General features: G+C 64.3%; 15 protein-coding genes. 4 read left to right on the top strand and 11 right to left on the bottom strand.

The genetic code is table 11. From position 1 onward, the window contains the following. Window positions 1-2 precede the first annotated feature (2 nt). Window positions 3-110: a DUF6893 family small protein gene (locus HV742_RS32590; RefSeq protein ID WP_437340590.1), complete on the top strand. Its 108-nt coding sequence runs from the start codon at window positions 3-5 to the stop codon at window positions 108-110. Window positions 111-376: 266 nt separating this feature from the next. Further along, entirely contained in the window at window positions 377-2,107 is a 1,731-nt protein-coding gene (locus HV742_RS12530; protein ID WP_175145337.1) for a DEAD/DEAH box helicase family protein, read from the top strand. A gap of 223 nt (window positions 2,108-2,330) precedes the next feature. Here the strand turns inward: HV742_RS12530 and HV742_RS12535 are convergent, their stop codons facing one another. The 11 genes from HV742_RS12535 to HV742_RS12585 all read right to left on the bottom strand — a co-directional run bounded on the left by HV742_RS12535 (window position 2,331) and on the right by HV742_RS12585 (window position 13,311). Next, window positions 2,331-2,954 (bottom strand): IncC plasmid conjugative DNA transfer DtrJ family protein, encoded by a 624-nt coding sequence (locus HV742_RS12535; protein WP_175145339.1) that lies wholly within the window; start codon window positions 2,952-2,954, stop codon window positions 2,331-2,333. Then, window positions 2,951-4,858, bottom strand: a complete 1,908-nt coding sequence (gene traD / locus HV742_RS12540) for a conjugative transfer system coupling protein TraD (protein WP_175145341.1) — start codon at window positions 4,856-4,858, stop codon at window positions 2,951-2,953. Before traD ends, HV742_RS12535 begins: the two co-directional genes overlap by 4 nt. A 1-nt stretch (window position 4,859) precedes the next feature. Continuing rightward, a complete protein-coding gene (gene mobH / locus HV742_RS12545; RefSeq protein ID WP_254601088.1) occupies window positions 4,860-6,476 on the bottom strand; it encodes a MobH family relaxase in 1,617 nt (538 codons plus the stop codon). Between the two features lie 139 nt (window positions 6,477-6,615). Next, the gene (locus HV742_RS12550) at window positions 6,616-7,254 is read right to left on the bottom strand and encodes a FlhC family transcriptional regulator (RefSeq protein ID WP_175145345.1); all 639 of its coding nucleotides are present in this window, start codon (window positions 7,252-7,254) and stop codon (window positions 6,616-6,618) included. 12 nt (window positions 7,255-7,266) lie between these two features. Further along, window positions 7,267-7,566 (bottom strand): hypothetical protein, encoded by a 300-nt coding sequence (locus HV742_RS12555; RefSeq protein ID WP_217482381.1) that lies wholly within the window; start codon window positions 7,564-7,566, stop codon window positions 7,267-7,269. Window positions 7,567-8,032: 466 nt separating this feature from the next. After that, window positions 8,033-9,097 carry a DUF932 domain-containing protein gene (locus HV742_RS12560; RefSeq protein WP_175145349.1) on the bottom strand — a complete coding sequence of 355 codons (1,065 nt, stop codon included), beginning with the start codon at window positions 9,095-9,097 and terminating at the stop codon, window positions 8,033-8,035. A 276-nt stretch (window positions 9,098-9,373) separates the two neighbouring features. Further along, window positions 9,374-10,384 carry a DUF7146 domain-containing protein gene (locus HV742_RS12565; RefSeq protein ID WP_175145351.1) on the bottom strand — a complete coding sequence of 337 codons (1,011 nt, stop codon included), beginning with the start codon at window positions 10,382-10,384 and terminating at the stop codon, window positions 9,374-9,376. Continuing rightward, on the bottom strand, window positions 10,371-11,999 hold the full coding sequence (locus tag HV742_RS12570) for an ATP-binding protein (protein WP_175145353.1): 1,629 nt from the start codon (window positions 11,997-11,999) through the stop codon (window positions 10,371-10,373). The genes HV742_RS12565 and HV742_RS12570 overlap by 14 nt, the downstream gene beginning before the upstream one ends. A gap of 72 nt (window positions 12,000-12,071) precedes the next feature. Then, window positions 12,072-12,401: a hypothetical protein gene (locus HV742_RS12575; protein ID WP_175145355.1), complete on the bottom strand. Its 330-nt coding sequence runs from the start codon at window positions 12,399-12,401 to the stop codon at window positions 12,072-12,074. 10 nt (window positions 12,402-12,411) lie between these two features. Further along, window positions 12,412-12,669: a hypothetical protein gene (locus HV742_RS12580; RefSeq protein WP_175145357.1), complete on the bottom strand. Its 258-nt coding sequence runs from the start codon at window positions 12,667-12,669 to the stop codon at window positions 12,412-12,414. Window positions 12,670-12,732: 63 nt separating this feature from the next. Then, complete coding sequence (locus tag HV742_RS12585) at window positions 12,733-13,311, bottom strand: hypothetical protein (RefSeq protein ID WP_175145360.1); 579 nt, start codon at window positions 13,309-13,311, stop codon at window positions 12,733-12,735. Window positions 13,312-13,854: 543 nt separating this feature from the next. Between HV742_RS12585 and HV742_RS12590 the strand changes: the two genes are divergently transcribed. Both HV742_RS12590 and HV742_RS12595 read left to right on the top strand, forming a co-directional pair. Beyond that, on the top strand, window positions 13,855-14,628 hold the full coding sequence (locus HV742_RS12590; protein WP_175145362.1) for an AcaB family transcriptional regulator: 774 nt from the start codon (window positions 13,855-13,857) through the stop codon (window positions 14,626-14,628). Between the two features lie 75 nt (window positions 14,629-14,703). After that, window positions 14,704-14,889: a hypothetical protein gene (locus HV742_RS12595; protein WP_175145364.1), complete on the top strand. Its 186-nt coding sequence runs from the start codon at window positions 14,704-14,706 to the stop codon at window positions 14,887-14,889. The last annotated feature ends 70 nt before the right edge of the window (window positions 14,890-14,959 follow it).

The raw sequence follows: 14,959 nt of genomic DNA on the forward strand, positions 1-14,959 counted from the left end.
CTATGAGCGGGTGGACCCTGTTTTGGATCGTCTTGGTGCTGGTGATCGTGTTCCTGGTTCTAGCCAATCTGCGCGACATCAAGCGTTACATCAAGATCCGCTTGATGTGAACGCACCGGGCTGGCATGACTCGATGCATTACGCCTCATGCCCCATTGCCAGCCCACTCTGGGGCGTGTTCACAGTAACCAGATGCGGACACATGCGAGATGCAAGAAAGCGTTGATTACCAATACAGTTGCAGCACACGGGATTCACCCCGGCAGATACGACTTGGCGTGACGCGCCCCCTCGGCCGCAGTAGGATCACGGCAGGCCACTCCCGGCGCTGGTGCCGGGCACGACGACACCAAGTCTGCACTCGGCACAGATGATCATGCCCAATAGCGTTACTGAAGACTCCGGCTTCTCCGCCTGGAATCCCGGCGTCACCAGCGGGATACCCGTGCCATGGCGTGATCTGGAGACGATCTACCGGCAGGAATGCGTCACCACCGATCGCGTCGAGGTCCAAGAGCTGGCGGCCATGATCGGAATGCCTGCCGAAGAGCTGGCCGCATTTCGCCCGATGCGTCTCGTGCTGCATGAGCTGATCGTCCGCGTGACCGCAGACATCGCAGTCGCCGAAGGCGACTCAGAAGAAGTCTTCGGCCAGAATTTCAGGCACATCACCCGCCGCATCTTCGACGCTTATCTTCTGCCCCATGCGGATTCGTTTCATCGCCAACACGCGGAACTGAGCCGGCGCGCCGAATGGCGGGCAGGGGAGCTTCTCACCCGACAGCTGCGCGCGACGCCGGAGGCAGCAGCGGCAAAGCGGGGGCTCGGAGCGCTGTTCGGTCGCAGGCAAGAGCACGCCCGACGGACTGAATCCCCGGCCGAGCACGACCACCGCATCATTTCCGGCTTCAAGGCCAGCGGGCTGGCTGCCCTCGATCCCTTCGAGCGCGCACTGTTCAATAGCCTGTATCGCATCCTGGGCGCAATGGCAGCGACCCGCGGATCGCTGGGCCGTGATCCGGAACTGCTTAAGACCCTCGTCACCCGCCACGTCTGCAATAGCTTCGGCAGCCTGCTTCTCGGACAGGCCATCGCACCCATGGTCGAGGCCGCCATCGACGCAGAGGGCTACACCCGCATCCGCAACTGCGGCGCCCCCGTGCTGATCAGCCTCAAAGGGGCATCAGCAGCCGGGAAGAGCTCGATCCGCCCGATGGTCAAGCGCCTGATGCTCGACACCGGAATTGACGGCGACGGCTATGCCACCATCAGCCCGGACGTCTGGCGTCGGCTGCTGCTGGATTACGATTCGCTCGGCGCTGCGTACAAGTATGCCGGCCACCTGACCGGCCGGGAGGTGATGGTGATCGACGCCAAGCTCGATCATTACATCCGCGACAAGGCCAACCGCGCACAGGCCATCCCGCATCTGCTGGTCGACCGGTTCCGCTTCGACAGCTTCTCGACCCGCAAAATTGGCCGAGTGCTGGACGAGACCTATACGCGATATGTTTCGACGATTCACATGTACTTCGTCGTGACACCGCCCGAGGAAACGGTCGAACGCGGCTGGCTGCGGGCACGCGAGCGAGGCCGCTACAAGGCTGTCGAAGATTTCCTCGGACATTGCATCGAAGCCTACGCGGGCATGCCGAGGGTGCTGTTCAAGTGGCTCGCCTATGCGCATATCGACTACCGCTACCAGTTTCTCGACAACCGAGTACCGAAGGGCACTTTCCCGACCCCGATCGCCTGCGGCACGCGCCAGCACATGACGATTTATGATCCACTCGGAATGATCGACATCGCGCGTTACGAGAAAATCAATGTGCACGCTCGCAGCAGAGACGAAGTCTACGCCGATCCGCAGTCATCTCGGATCGGCTGCAATACCGCCTTCTTGCGCGAGTGTCTGCAACGCATTCCCCTGGTGACCTTCGCAACGCCGCCGCACGACGGTTCACGCGTCTATCTCGAATTCCGCAATGGTGCCGCACGACTGGCCGCACCGGAGATTTTCGCGGAAATCACACGCGATCCCCGCGTCGCGAGCGTGATGCGGGAAATCGCGCCCCAAATCGTGTCCGGCGAAGTTCAGAGATGCTGAAACTGGAACATCAGTCCGATACCCCGCTGGTCGCCCAGATCGCCAGCGGACTTCGCCGCCTCGTTGAGGAGCGAAAGCCCACCCAGGGGATGAAGGTGCCGTCGATCCGGCAATTCGCCCGGCAACATGGAGTCAGCCCATCGACGGTCGCTAGGCTAGCCCTCTCAGGTTTAGTACGGCTCCCACACGAAGGCCAGATCCGCGCCTGGATTCTGCAAACTGCCTACCCACGCCGATGAAAACACCCCAACGCCCGCCCGGTCAGCACCCCAACCACCAGCGGCACGCACGGCAGCAGCAGCGGATGCAACGTCACCGGCAGCACGAAGCCGATGACCGTCGCGCAGAGGATCACGATCCCCAGGCTGGCGTACAGCGCGAACATTTCCGGATCGTGCTGAAGGAATTCCTTGGCCTTGATGAGCCGCGCAAATCCGCCGTCGACGACTGCAGCCAAGACGAATACCGCCAGCCAGGGCAGCCATTCGAGTAGGGTGGAGAGCCGATAGCTGGCGAGCAGGAGCAGCGCGTCGACGGCGCGGAAGTAGGCGTTGTTGAAGAGGCGCTGGTTGACCGAGGACATCTCCCGGGACACGGCGCCGGTCACGCCGGCTGGCGAAGGCGCATCCTTCGCGGCAGGAATCGGCGTGACCTGGGTTGTCGCATCTTGCATGCGCATCGCCCCATCCAGCATGCGGGTGGCGGGCTCGGCGCCCCAGTAGGCGGTGGCTGCCTCATGCTCGGCGCGTAGCTGTGCGAGGAAGCGCTCCGGGGGATGGGCCGACGGCACGTACAGCACCAGGACCAGCAGGACGAGCAACGACAACACGGCGACGGCGCGGATCATGCGGCCGCCTTTCCCGGGGCGCGGCACGAATCCGCATCGGGATCGAGGATCGGAAACCGCCCCTTGATGATTCGGCCGCCCGACACCGAGGCGAAGTACTGGAGGTTGGGCAGCTTGCCGAGCACATCCGCCGGCACCATCTCCTCGAAGCTCTCGGTGAGTTGGGTGGAATAGCTCGACGAGAAGTCGCCCAGGTGGGCATCCGATCCGTGGCTCAGGCCCACCCGCACCGTGTGGATCGCCGTCTTGCCGAAGGTCTCGACCACGAAGTCCTGGGTCGGCCGGTCCTTGGTGCGCAGCGCGATCAGGTTGTTGAGGTTGCCCAGCGCCATGCGCGCCGCGTCCTCGCTACCCAGCCGCCTGGCCAGGTCCGCCAGGGTCTGCATCGCGCAGGTGGTGAAGATGCCGCCCTCGGCGCCCTTGTTGAGGATCTCGATCAGCGGCTGGTTGATGACGTTCGAGACCTCGTCGACGAACAGCGCGATGCGCCGGTAGCCGCCCAGGTTGTAGCGCATGCCGGCGCGTGCGGCCTGATCGGCCAGTGCCAAGGCGCCGATGGCTGAGGCGACGGACGGGTCGGGCAGCGAGTCCAGGCACATGTAAAGCACGTGGCCGGCGCGCTCGATTTTCTCGAAGTTCATAATGGGCCGCCTGTCGTCCGCATCGAAGGGATCGGGCGAGAGGCTGCGGCCCAGGTCGCCCGAAGTCAGCATCGACAGGATGGGCAGCAGGTTGGCGGTGATCTTCTGGTAGTGCTCGCGATTGTGGCGGAAGGTGCGCACCTGGGCGTCGATTACCCTGTTGCGCTGGTTCTGGGCGATGTGGTGCTCGTAGTAAGCGACGAAGGCCATCAGGTCGGCGCTGGCCGCCTCCGACGGCCGTTTAATGTTGCCGCGATGGGCATCGTGCAGCAGCTTCTTCATCTCGGGCAGTTCGCGCCAGCCGACGCCCAGGGTCTGATCGTAGTAGCGGCGCAGCGATCCTTCGAGGACCGGTTCGATGCCGCCCTCGATGTACTTGGTCAGTTTCATCAGGTTCGGCCGTTCCTCGATTTCGACCAGGCCCTGCACCACGACGTTGACGGCATCCCAGCCGAAGGCCGAGAAGGCGCCGGCCGTGTCCGGCGGCATGATGGACTGGATGCGCGAGGCGATCTCGGTGGGCTTCTGCCAGTTGAAGGTGAAATCCAGCCGTACCCCCCGCTCCGGGAAGGCCGGGTGGAATTCCATGAAGGTGTCCGGCTCGCGGTAGTCCGCGCAGGCACGCTCCACGACCCGCTTCAGGCGCCGGCTGTTCTTCGGATCGATGACGATCACCACGTCGCCGCGGCGGATCGCCTGGGTGATCAGATTGGCGAGTGCCACCCCCTTGCCGGACTGGGTGGTGCCCACCAGCAACGTGCCGCCCTCGAAGTTCTGCAGCGGCCGGTGCAAAGGACCTTCCTTCGGTTCGACGCCGTGGATATAGGGCAGACCGATCTCGGCGTCCGGCTGCGGCTTGCTGTCGTAGCCCAAAAGTTGCAGCAGGCGCGACGATACGGCGTACTCGCGGTAGTCGATCTTGGCGAGCTCATAGAGCCGCTGCGAATGCACCGGCTGCCATTCGAAGCCGAAGCCCAGGAACACCGAGGCCGGATCCTGGCACCATCGAGCCAGGTCGCCGGTGCCGACGACCTCGATGCCGCGCCCGCGCAGCGACGCCCGCAAGATCAGCGTGCGTAGCGCCTGGGTCACCCGCAGCACGCCCATCGCGAAGCAGACGAGTGCAAGCGGCAGGGCCAATTGCCGGGGCAGGGCGCCGGTCACGCCGACTCCAATGAAATAGAGCAGCGCCAGCCACCAGGCGATGCCGGCATAGACCTCATAGGCCCGGCGCCAGGGCATCTCGTAGCGGCGTACCAGCATCTCAGCTTCCCTCCGCCGGTGGCGCGGCAAAGCCCGCCAGATCGAGTCCGCTCACGCAGCGCGGGTCGAGCACGATGCCGACGGTGGGGTTGCCGTTGAATTCACGCGACAGCGTCGGCGGGCCGTTGCGGTTTGGTTTCACCAGCAGGTTCGCCTCTGTGAGGGCACGCATGGCGAGGGGTGGCTGGACGCCGCGCCGCCCGAATTCCTCCAGCGGTACGAACACCCCCTGGGCGACGGTGCACACGGTGGGCGGACCCATGCCATCGTTGAGCGTGCGAACGGCCTCGGCCAGGGCGTCCCGCACCACCGGGTTCAGACGCATCGGGGCTTGCAGGGTGAATAACGCCGAAGGCGGTGTCGTCGCCGGTTCCGGCGAAGGTGATCCGGGTGTTTCCTCGACCGGCCCCACGCGGACGTCATTCTCGGCAGGCGGCTCGGGCGGCGGAATGAGCGACAACTGGGTGCCGCTCTTCACCGGTGCCGGCGGTGGCATTGATGGAGGCGTCTGCGGCGCAACTGGCGTAGACGCCCGCGCTGACTTGAATTCCAGCGCCTGGGGCAGGGCGACGGGGGGCGGATCGATTCCCGCGAGGAGAATGGCTGGGGCCGAGAGCTTGACGGCTTCCAGCGGGGCCTTGGCGCCGGGCGGCTGGATGGACCAGGTCGCGCGGCCCGCTGCTGCCGCTTCGAACACGCCAGCGGCCAGCAGCAGTTCCAGCATCGTCTCGGGCGCCTTGGGGATGCCGGCCAGTTGGTCGGCTTCGAGTAGTTGGTGGACATCCTCGGCGGCGCCGGGCCAGACCAGGAACAGACCGTCCTGTCCGAACCACAGGCGCGACTTCTCGCGGTTGGGGACCCAGGCCGAGTTGCCGCTGGTGAGCCGCCGCAGGGCGTCGACCAGGTAGCGCTCCAGGTGCGAGCCGTATTGCGGCGAACCGTAGCGGTCGGCGCTGGCGACCAGGTTGCGGTCGATGACCAGCGCCAGCGAGCGGCGGACGAGTTCGTCGAGGATGTTGTGGTCGCGATAGACCGGAATGCCGCCGATGCTGGCCAGCAGATGCGGCACGATGACCGCATTGCCCTCGGAGAGGTCGGCCATCATCGCGGGCGGCACCACATGGGGCAGGGCGAACAGGCCCAGGCCGCGCGCCTCGACGGCTTGGGGCCGCCAGCGCAGGAAATAGCGCTCGCTGCCCCGGGTTGCCAGCCAGTCGGCCAGCGGCCGCAGGAAGGCCGGCCACGCCTCGCCGGCGGCATCGGTGACGATGATATGGCTCATCAGCCGGTGCAATTCGCAACACAGCCCAGCGATGAAGGTCGCATGGCGCCAGCGCGGCTCCAGTTGGCGGCGTGCCGAGATGCTCATTCGCCCTGAGAAGATATGCGCGTCGGTGCCTTGCAGGCTGAAGAACGCGGTCTCCAGGCCGAGGCGCAAGAGCCCGCCGGGCTTGCTGAAGTAGTTGTCGGCGGTCGCTGGCAGCAGATGTACGCAGGCGGCATAGCGGCGCACCAGCATTAGGACATCGCGCTCGAAACTGTCCCGGTCGATGCCGTAACAGAGCTTGATGCGTGCGATTAGGTCCGCTTCGCCGGCCAGCAGATCCTCGACCGGCACGGCGGCGAACCCTGGGTCGGAGGCGGGGTATGAAGTGACAGGCGTTGGCGTGGCGGGCATGGCGGTACGGCGATTCCGACGAGAATGCGCAGTGGCCATTCTCGGGCTGGCTACCTTGCCTGTCCCGCCGAAACGTCACCTATTCCGACGGGCTATCGCCTTCGGCTTCAGGGCTTAACTTGTGAAACAGCGCCAGCATGCCCAGTTGGCGCTCGGTCATGTCGAGTGCAGGGCGAGCCGGGTAACACGCTTGGATGCGATGGTCCAGGTGAAAGCGTTCCAGCAGCTTGCAGAAGGGGCAAGGTTCGCCAGGGTGCGCCACGGTGCCGACCGCGGCAATGAACTCGCAGCCACACCCGGGGCAGGTCAGCACGGACAGCGCCGGTGCGTTGGCCAGCCAGATGCCGTCGATATAGGAGACGAGGTTGAAGGCCCGGTCCAGGCTGATGCGGTAAGGCGGCAGCGTGGCGGCCTGGTAGGCGCGGTAGGCGAAGACCAGGGCTTCGCCGGCGGCGAGTCCCTGGTTGCGCAACTGGCGGTACCTGGCGCCAATGAGGCAGGCGTCGGTCCGCAGGATGAGGTTGGCGCCGTGGTACCACTCGGCCGAGTCGGGGGCGCGTCCGCGCGGGATGGTGTGGGCATCGGGGAAAAAGAGACTCTGCACCTGGCGCGGCGGGATGCCGGTGATGAGGTGGATCGTCTTCAGCCGTGCGCCGAGTGCCGCCAATTGCTTCGCCAGCTGCATGGCGCGCAGGTGCCGATCGCCGCGGGTCGGCATCGGTCGTGGTTCCTACCGCCGGCTGTCCATCGGCATGGGGGGATGGACGAGCGCCATGGGGCCCGCCAACACTCGCGGCGTGCTCAGCAACGTCACGAGGTCGGCGCGCGGTGGGAACAGGGTCGTGTCGCCGACGTGGATTACCAAGGACCACACCTCGTCGAGGCTCAGTTCTCGAAGATGGTTGGCTTGCGCCGTATTGAGCCCGTACCTGCAGCAGGTCGAGGCGGGGTCATACTGGAGACCGGCGCGAATGACGACGAGCACATTCAGGTTGATCCATTCGACATCGGTAAGCGTCACGCGACTCATGGTCATGTTCTCCAGTTGGTCCTGCTGAAACGGGTGTCTGAGCATCGAAGGTGGAAAGTTTTATGAGCGACCCGTCATGATGATTGGGTTATGGCAACAAAAATCAGCATAGTCATTGGCATTGTGTTATGGCAGAGACATTTGTTCAAAAATCTGGAGGGCGATCCTTTTGCCACACGTAAGGTCCGACAGAAGCTGTTGCTTGGGGGAATAGCCGCCGCAGGGAGGATCGTTCGGCGTATCGAAAAGGCATAGTTTGAGGGGCGACGATTCCAACGAATCAGACCAAGACCGGCGGGGCAGCCGACGCGGCGACTAAGCGCGATCGCCGGCCTGCTGCGCCGGTGGAGGGGCCGCTGCCACTCGATCTGATGTCGGGATAGCGCGCCCTCGGTATAATGGTATTGGAATGGCTGAAGGCCGGGCCGGGGCGGATACCCCGGCCGGCTTTCAGCGATTGTCTGGATCAGGCCGCTTCCGCCAAGCCTTTCCACTCATGGGCCGGCAAGTCGATCAGCCGGCCGCCCAGTGCTTCAAACTCCGTCGCGCGGTCGTAGTCCTCGACTTCCTGGCTGTAATGCGTCACCGCATTGACTAGCCCATAGCCCGACAACTGACCTTCGGTGATCAGATGGCGCAGCACACCGGCGCGCTCGCTGTCGTTCAGGGCGTAGCGCTGAGCCAGCACCTCGACCGTCTTCACCGGGTCGCCCACCAGCGGGATATTGAGCGTCTTCTGCATCTTCTGCGCCGTCTGGCGGAAGGTCGCTTCCGACACTGCCGCCTGCACTACGTCGCGCACCTTCAGGAAGAAGGCTTTGTCGTCGGCGCGCAAGGTGTCGTCCTGGTACACCTGGATGCGTTCATCCTCGGTGCCCAGCGCGCGCCCCACGTGAGTTTTGCGCAGCGAGCGGTCGGCAGCGATCAAGCCATTGCTGCACACCAGCCGGAACAGTAGCGGCTGTACCGACAACGTGCCCTGGCCCACCTCCGAGTTCGAGATCACGACCCCGGCCTGCACCATATCGCCGGGCGCCATCTCGTACTTGAGGCGTGGCGTGATGCATTTCAGGTACATCTTCGTTTCGGTCAGTTCGACCGACTCGAAGCGTACCTCGGGCAGTTGCTGCAGGATGGGCAGCACACTCTCGGCCAGGTCGAAGTTGTCCAGGCGGCGGTAGCGATCCGACAACACGGCGCGCACCTGACCGTCCAGGGTGCGCAGCATGCGCCGCTCGTCCTCCCTCTGCAGCCAGGTGTTCACATTGCGGTCTAGCAGGGCCGGCTGGTCTTCGCGCATGCGCTCGAAATAGGCATACGGGATTTTCAGCTTGTCTGCCAGTTGGCGACGTGCCAGGGGTGTGACGCCGTAGTGCACCGGGCTGCCGCCTTCCTCGATGACGAGTCGCGTGCTCCCCAGATCGTCGGTGGCATGACGCACCAGCGTCGAGGGCACGACTAAGTCCTTCTTCGAATGCAGCTGGCGCTCCAGTTCCTGGGCCAGGCTGACGAGAGAACGTCCGTTTTTCATAGCAATCTCCTTGTCGGAAAAGAAAAGCGGAGACGGCATCGCCCCTCGGGGGAAGCGCATCCCCGCCAGGGTCGAGACGGACCGGCGGTTGCCGGTCCAGAAAGGGCGCGAGAAATCGCGCCGGAACTCCAGGGCTGTCTTCGCGGCGCCTTGGGGCGCCGCCTGGTGTGACAACTACCAGTGGGGCAAACATAGGGGCCTTTTCACCGTCACCGCCCGATGCAGTGCCGCTGAAAAGGCGGGTGCAGCCGACTGGCCGCACCCTTCGTCAAACATTCATGCCGCACGCGGCGCCTGGGCTTCCAGGCGTTGGCGCCAGACATCGGCCCAATCGGTGCCGGCATGCTTGGGCAGGAACACCCGCACTTGCCGCCGACCGCTATTTTTCTCTTCACGCTTCAACCGGCGCGCCAGCGCGAAGGCGAAGGCCTGGCCGGCGAAGTCGCCGTCGGCGTCGTTGTCGGCGTAGATGCAGACCTTACGCACCGTGTCCGGCAGCCACAGCTTCTCCAGATTGCCGGCGTTGAGCCCGGCCCAGACCGGTTTGCCGGTCGCCAGATGCAAGGCGATGCCGGTCTCGATACCTTCGCTGATCGCCAGTTCCTCGGTCGCATCGAACAAGCGGACCGCGGCGCCGTTGATCCCGGCCGAGAGCACCTTTTTCGCATCGAGCGCCGCGAGCTTGCCGCCGTCCCGCAGATAGGTCCGGTGCAGCGTCACGGCGTGGCCGTCGGCACCCTGAATGCAGGCGAGCATCGCCGGATATTCAGCCACCTTGCGTGACTTGCCGGCGGCTTCCTTCTGGTAATAACCGAGGGCAGGGTGGAAGCGCAGCACCTTCGGGTACACCGGCAGGGCGAGACCCCGTCCGCTCAGGTAGCGATCGACTTCGTCGCCCACCGTTACCGCTTTTGCCTCGTTCCAGATCCGTTGGGCCAGCTTCTTCATGCGCTCGGCCGACGGCTCGCAACTGCGGGGCGGTGCCGTCACCGGCATCATCCCCAGACAGCGCTCGACGTCACGCAGCGCGGTGTTGAAGTCCAAGCCCATGATGGCTTGCAGCAACTTGAAGCCGCCACCCGGGCCGCATTGGCGGCAGTGGTAGTTCCCCTCGCCGAACTTGTCGGTGTACTGGAACCGATCCGTGCCACCGCACAACGGGCAAGGCAGGTTGCGCCGCTTGAGGATGCGTTCATCCACGCCCAGGCTCGCCAGGATTTCCGTCCACCGGCCATGGGCACGTTGCTTGACCGCTTCGATGCGGGCCGCGTACTCACGATCCTGCATGGCCAGCTCCCGCGTTGGCAGAACCCGCTTCGGCAATCAGGGCCACCGAATGGCCGGGCGCAGCACCCACCCCCACGGTGACCTGGAAGGCCTTGCCGTGCAGCAGGGGATACCGGCCCAGCCGCAATTCCTGCAGCAGCGAGTCGAGCGTCTGCACCGGATCGACCGAACGCAGGCGACGGATGAGGTCCGCCAGCGCGTCGCGGTCCGCGTCCAGGTCCGAAGCGAGGAACTGGTCGTTCTCGTCGATGAAGGACGAGGCCTGCCGCACCGCTTCGCCGGAGGTCTCGCCGTCCGGGATGTACAAGACACCATGGTGGCAGACGCCCTTGTCGGTGACTTCGACGACCTTGCTGCCGGCGCGCAGGCGCACGGCCTCGCACAGGATCACGGTGGGCCACACCCAGCGCCCTTCCAACTGGACGCGGACCTGTTCGGACACCGCCTCGACCTGCACCGTTTCCTGGTCCAGGAAACGCACGTGGCGCCATGCCCAGTGCTCGGAGCTCAGGCCGATCCAGTCGAAGAGCAAATAGCCCTTGGCCCGGGCGAGCATCCAGCGTGCTGCGTTGTCGTCGCCCAACCAGTCGAGCGAAACCAGAGTCACTTTGCCGCTCTCGACGGCATGTCGAGTGGGTGCTACGGCAACTTGCCGGACATAGCTGCGGTCGTCATCCTGGATCGGATAGTCGACGATTTCGTCGAATAATTCGACCGGCAGCACATCAAGGTCGTTGAGCAGGTCCCAATGTCCCCAGGCGCGCATCGCCGCGTAATAGATTGCAACGAAGCGCTCGGGCGAAAGCTGGGTCTTGGCGACCTCTAGCGTCTGCCGCCAGCAGGCCTTCAACTCGGTATCGATCCGCTTTCTCTGTACGTCCTCGTCGATCAACTTGTCGCGATCCGGCAGGCGCGCCACGAACTGGCGCGAATCCAGGTGCACGATATTGACCTCGTCGAACGGGCAATAGTTGGGCTTCATGACGCAGAAGCCCTGCAGGAAGACCAGGGTGTTGTAGCTGAACTTGCCGTCCCGCGTGCCGGTGAGGTGGACCGTGCCCATCGGGCTGGCCATCGTCGCCAGGTTCGCGGCGGCAAAGCGCCGCAACAGCGGCTTGCCGTTGAACAGCACCTCCACCGGAAAACCCAGGCACAAGCTCTCGATGCGATTGCCCAGGTCGGGCAGGTCAACGCCGTGCAACTCGATCCGGGTACCGGCAACGGCTTCGGCGATGGGCTCCACCTCGATGGACGCCTTGGCCAGCGCCGCCGCGGTGTCGATATCGACACGCTGATGCTTTGAGGCGACGATGCAGCGCGTGGCGGCATACAGGCACTTCGAGAAGCCCACCCCGAAAGGGCGCTCCTCGGCACTGGTGGCCGCATCCCAACCCGACTCGTGGAAGCTCAGGAGCTTTTGGAAGTCGTCGAGGCCGCGGCCATCGTCTTCCACCCGCAGTACCTGCGTGGTGGCGTCGTATTGAATTTCGATGCGCATCGCGCCGGCACGGCGGGCGTTCTGCAACAGCTCGGAGACGAGCGTAAAGCGGTCGGTAAAGGCATAGCGCTGGTTGCGCAGCGCGCCTTCCTCGTTGATTTGAACCTGTATCTGCATGATGTGCTCCATGAGTGCAGGCGGAACCCGGCCCCGGCGGGACGGGCCCGCCAAGGGGGAAAGAACGATCGGTCAGCCGAGACGGCGGATCGGCGGGGTAAACAACTGGCCGGCGGCCAGGGCCTCCATCAGGCTGTGTCCGAGGAACTCCCAGGGCAGCAGGTGCTGGGTGGAATGAAGCCCACTGAGGACCCGGCCCTCGGCATCGAGCCGTTCGACTTTCAGGCCGATCGGATGCCAATGCACCCGGTAGGCCAGCCAGTCGGCGCCGGCGATGACGAAGGTGCGGCCGGCCCGACCGGTGAGGATTTCGCTTTCCTTGACCAGGAACTCGATGTCTTCCGGCGCCTGAACGGTCAGCAGGGAAGGGGCGTCGTGCGCGATGCGCGTTTGGGTATGCATGGCGGCCTCCTCACAGCACGCGCGACGCGCAGGGCTGCCCGTCTTCGGGCGCGGCTGCGTCCGTGCGACGGGTAGATGGATCGAAGGGCAGATCGTTGATCTGCGCCAGGGCTTCGCGGTCGGCTGGCGTCGTCATCTGACAGTCGACGTGATGCCGTTCCTTGATAATCTGTTCCAGCCCTACCGCGTCTTCATAATCCATGCGTCCGACGATGCCGTAGGCGACGAAGATTGCCAGCAGGCACAGGACATCCTTGAAAGTGGTCATGACGACTCCTTGAAGGGGTGAGGCTTTCGCGTTGGCGACAAGCCCTAGAAATGGAAGAAGGCGTCAGGCAAACAGGTCGCCCTGTACCGCCATCCGCTTGATTTGCTCGTTGATCCACTGGGGGTTCTTGGCAAGCCGGGCCTCGACCCATGCTGGGTTGTGGACGACGGCATCGCGCACCCAGTCCGGGTAGCGCTCGAGCGAGACATCGAGCCAGGCCTTCAGGCCGTGGCGGATGCAGTCGCGCACTTCCTCCGCGTCGACCCGACCGCAGTAAGCGATCGGCGACAGCGGACTGCAGCCGACGACGCGCAGGCAACTTACAAAGGAGAACGGCATGCCGTCCTTCTCGCGTTCGCTGAACACCCAGCGCAGGGTGTCGAACTTCTCTTCCAGCGGCGTTGTGGGATCAGCCAGATGGCTGACCTCCTGCAGCAGGCGCCAATGCAGGAAGACGATGTCTTCCTCGCTCCATTCGACGGGCGCCTCCTCGTCGTCGAGCAAAGCGTCCAGGGCGGCACGATCGGGGATCGCCGCCGGACGGTGGCGCGAGGCGGCCGCGAGAGAGGGAAGAATGCGCGGCAAAACAGGCCCCACGGGCGTGGGACGGGAAACTCGGGGGGATACGTTCTGATTCAGCATCGTTGGCTCCAGGAAAAATTGGAGGCAACGCGCACCACGACGGGGGGCATATGCCCCCGTGGGGTGAGAAGCTGCCGACCCGCTACGGGCGGAACGGCGCTATGGGAAGAAGCTCCAGGGCTGGCTTGAACGGGCGGTGAGCACCGCCGTGACCGGTATGCCAGCTACCGATCGAGGAAGGCTTTCGGGGGAGGGGCGCTTACGAAATCGTTAAAGCGCCTCGCCCCTGCCTCGAAAACTCGCCTCGATGGCATGGGTGCGACAGGCACCCATATCGGTGCCGGCAAGATCGGCGCACGCGGCACCGGCGAAGCCGATGGCATACGCGACAGACAGGAAACTCCAGGGCTTGCCTTGTTTGAATGCAGGGCCAGCTGCTGCATGACGTCAAGGTAGTGCCACCGGATGGCCAGGTCAATCCAGAAAAGCCGGTCCAATCTGGCCCGATGCCGAAAGCCCCCTCAGGTGACGGCCATTTCCGGTGGCGAGTGCATGTGCCTGCATGGATGATTGGCCCGAACGCGGTATTTCGAGGAGCACGGCATGTCGGAGATCCAGATCGTCAAGGTAGACCAGGGGGCCGTCAACGCCCGCATTCTCGCCAAGGAGGCCAAGGCCGACTTCCGACGCGTCGAGGCGGCCAGTCTGAAGATGCCGACGCGCTTCACCAGCGCCGAGGGCAAGCGCTTCTTCGCGCGGCTGTTCAACACGCTGCAACTCAACACCCACTTCATCTCGGTGATCGCTCGCACGAGGCTCGACCACGAGGACGTCGCCAAGGTCGAGGAGGCCATTCGAGCCCAGATGGACGCAGTGACCGAGAACCTCAATAAAGCCATCGACGGTGCCGAAGCACTATTCAAGGTCCATGGCATTACCAGCACGGCGACCTACGACACCGTGCCGCTGGATGTGGACGTCCATGTGCTGTCGTCCATCGGTCGACGCTTCCTGGAGGTGCTGGGCAAACTCGACCAGTTGATGCCGTTGTTGCAGACCCTGGAGATTCACGAGGTGATTACCACCCAGGCCGTCGACATGCAGCGCGCGGGTCTCAAACGGCAGGTGCGCGATGTCGCCAATGGCGCGCGGAACTTTGCGATGGGGTTGCGGCGGCGGATGAATGCCCTGGACGCGCACGATGTCGAAGGCCGCAGCGGGCCAAACCGCCAAGAGGCCGAAGCCGTGGGGGCACCGAATGGTGCGGACGAACCCGGTCCGGAAAGCGACGCGGCGGTCGATCCGACGGCGGCCGACGCTAGCGCACGAATGCCGGAAGCAGCCCTGGAAAGCACCGAACCTGCGGTTGGCGATTAGCGTCGATGGCTGCTGCTTCACGGTCAGCGATTCTGTTATTGGGGCCGCTGAACCTGCACGGCGGCGTTCGCGCTCATGGCCATCGCCTTGGCATTTCCGAAGCCGTTTGACGTTTTCCCGGTCGACGCACCTAGACATTTGATCGGCGAAGGCGTGACTGATTTTCGTTGCCACCATCCAGAGCGTGATTACGGCAATCTGAGCCATCTGCCCGAGTTCACTGTAAGCCGCCCGCAATTCGCAGCGGACGCCAGAATATGACTATTTCATCGTTTCTTTCCGCTAGAACTCAACAAGTATGTAGATAGTTAAAACAACATAAGTAACCCTG

This window comes from Achromobacter ruhlandii (assembly GCF_902859695.1).
In the GTDB taxonomy this organism is placed as follows: Bacteria; Pseudomonadota; Gammaproteobacteria; order Burkholderiales; family Burkholderiaceae_B; genus Achromobacter; species Achromobacter ruhlandii.

Coding starts and splice junctions, on each gene's coding strand:
- HV742_RS12560 (WP_175145349.1), bottom strand. CDS start 9,097: ATGAAAAACGGACGTTCTCTCGTCAGCCTGGCCCAGGAACTGGAGCGC.
- HV742_RS12595 (WP_175145364.1), top strand. CDS start 14,704: ATGGCCATCGCCTTGGCATTTCCGAAGCCGTTTGACGTTTTCCCGGTC.
- HV742_RS12535 (WP_175145339.1), bottom strand. CDS start 2,954: ATGATCCGCGCCGTCGCCGTGTTGTCGTTGCTCGTCCTGCTGGTCCTG.
- HV742_RS12555 (WP_217482381.1), bottom strand. CDS start 7,566: ATGAGTCGCGTGACGCTTACCGATGTCGAATGGATCAACCTGAATGTG.
- HV742_RS12590 (WP_175145362.1), top strand. CDS start 13,855: ATGTCGGAGATCCAGATCGTCAAGGTAGACCAGGGGGCCGTCAACGCC.
- HV742_RS12575 (WP_175145355.1), bottom strand. CDS start 12,401: ATGCATACCCAAACGCGCATCGCGCACGACGCCCCTTCCCTGCTGACC.
- HV742_RS12580 (WP_175145357.1), bottom strand. CDS start 12,669: ATGACCACTTTCAAGGATGTCCTGTGCCTGCTGGCAATCTTCGTCGCC.
- HV742_RS12570 (WP_175145353.1), bottom strand. CDS start 11,999: ATGCAGATACAGGTTCAAATCAACGAGGAAGGCGCGCTGCGCAACCAG.
- HV742_RS32590 (WP_437340590.1), top strand. CDS start 3: ATGAGCGGGTGGACCCTGTTTTGGATCGTCTTGGTGCTGGTGATCGTG.
- HV742_RS12585 (WP_175145360.1), bottom strand. CDS start 13,311: ATGCTGAATCAGAACGTATCCCCCCGAGTTTCCCGTCCCACGCCCGTG.
- HV742_RS12565 (WP_175145351.1), bottom strand. CDS start 10,384: ATGCAGGATCGTGAGTACGCGGCCCGCATCGAAGCGGTCAAGCAACGT.
- HV742_RS12550 (WP_175145345.1), bottom strand. CDS start 7,254: ATGCCGACCCGCGGCGATCGGCACCTGCGCGCCATGCAGCTGGCGAAG.
- HV742_RS12530 (WP_175145337.1), top strand. CDS start 377: ATGCCCAATAGCGTTACTGAAGACTCCGGCTTCTCCGCCTGGAATCCC.
- traD (WP_175145341.1), bottom strand. CDS start 4,858: ATGCTGGTACGCCGCTACGAGATGCCCTGGCGCCGGGCCTATGAGGTC.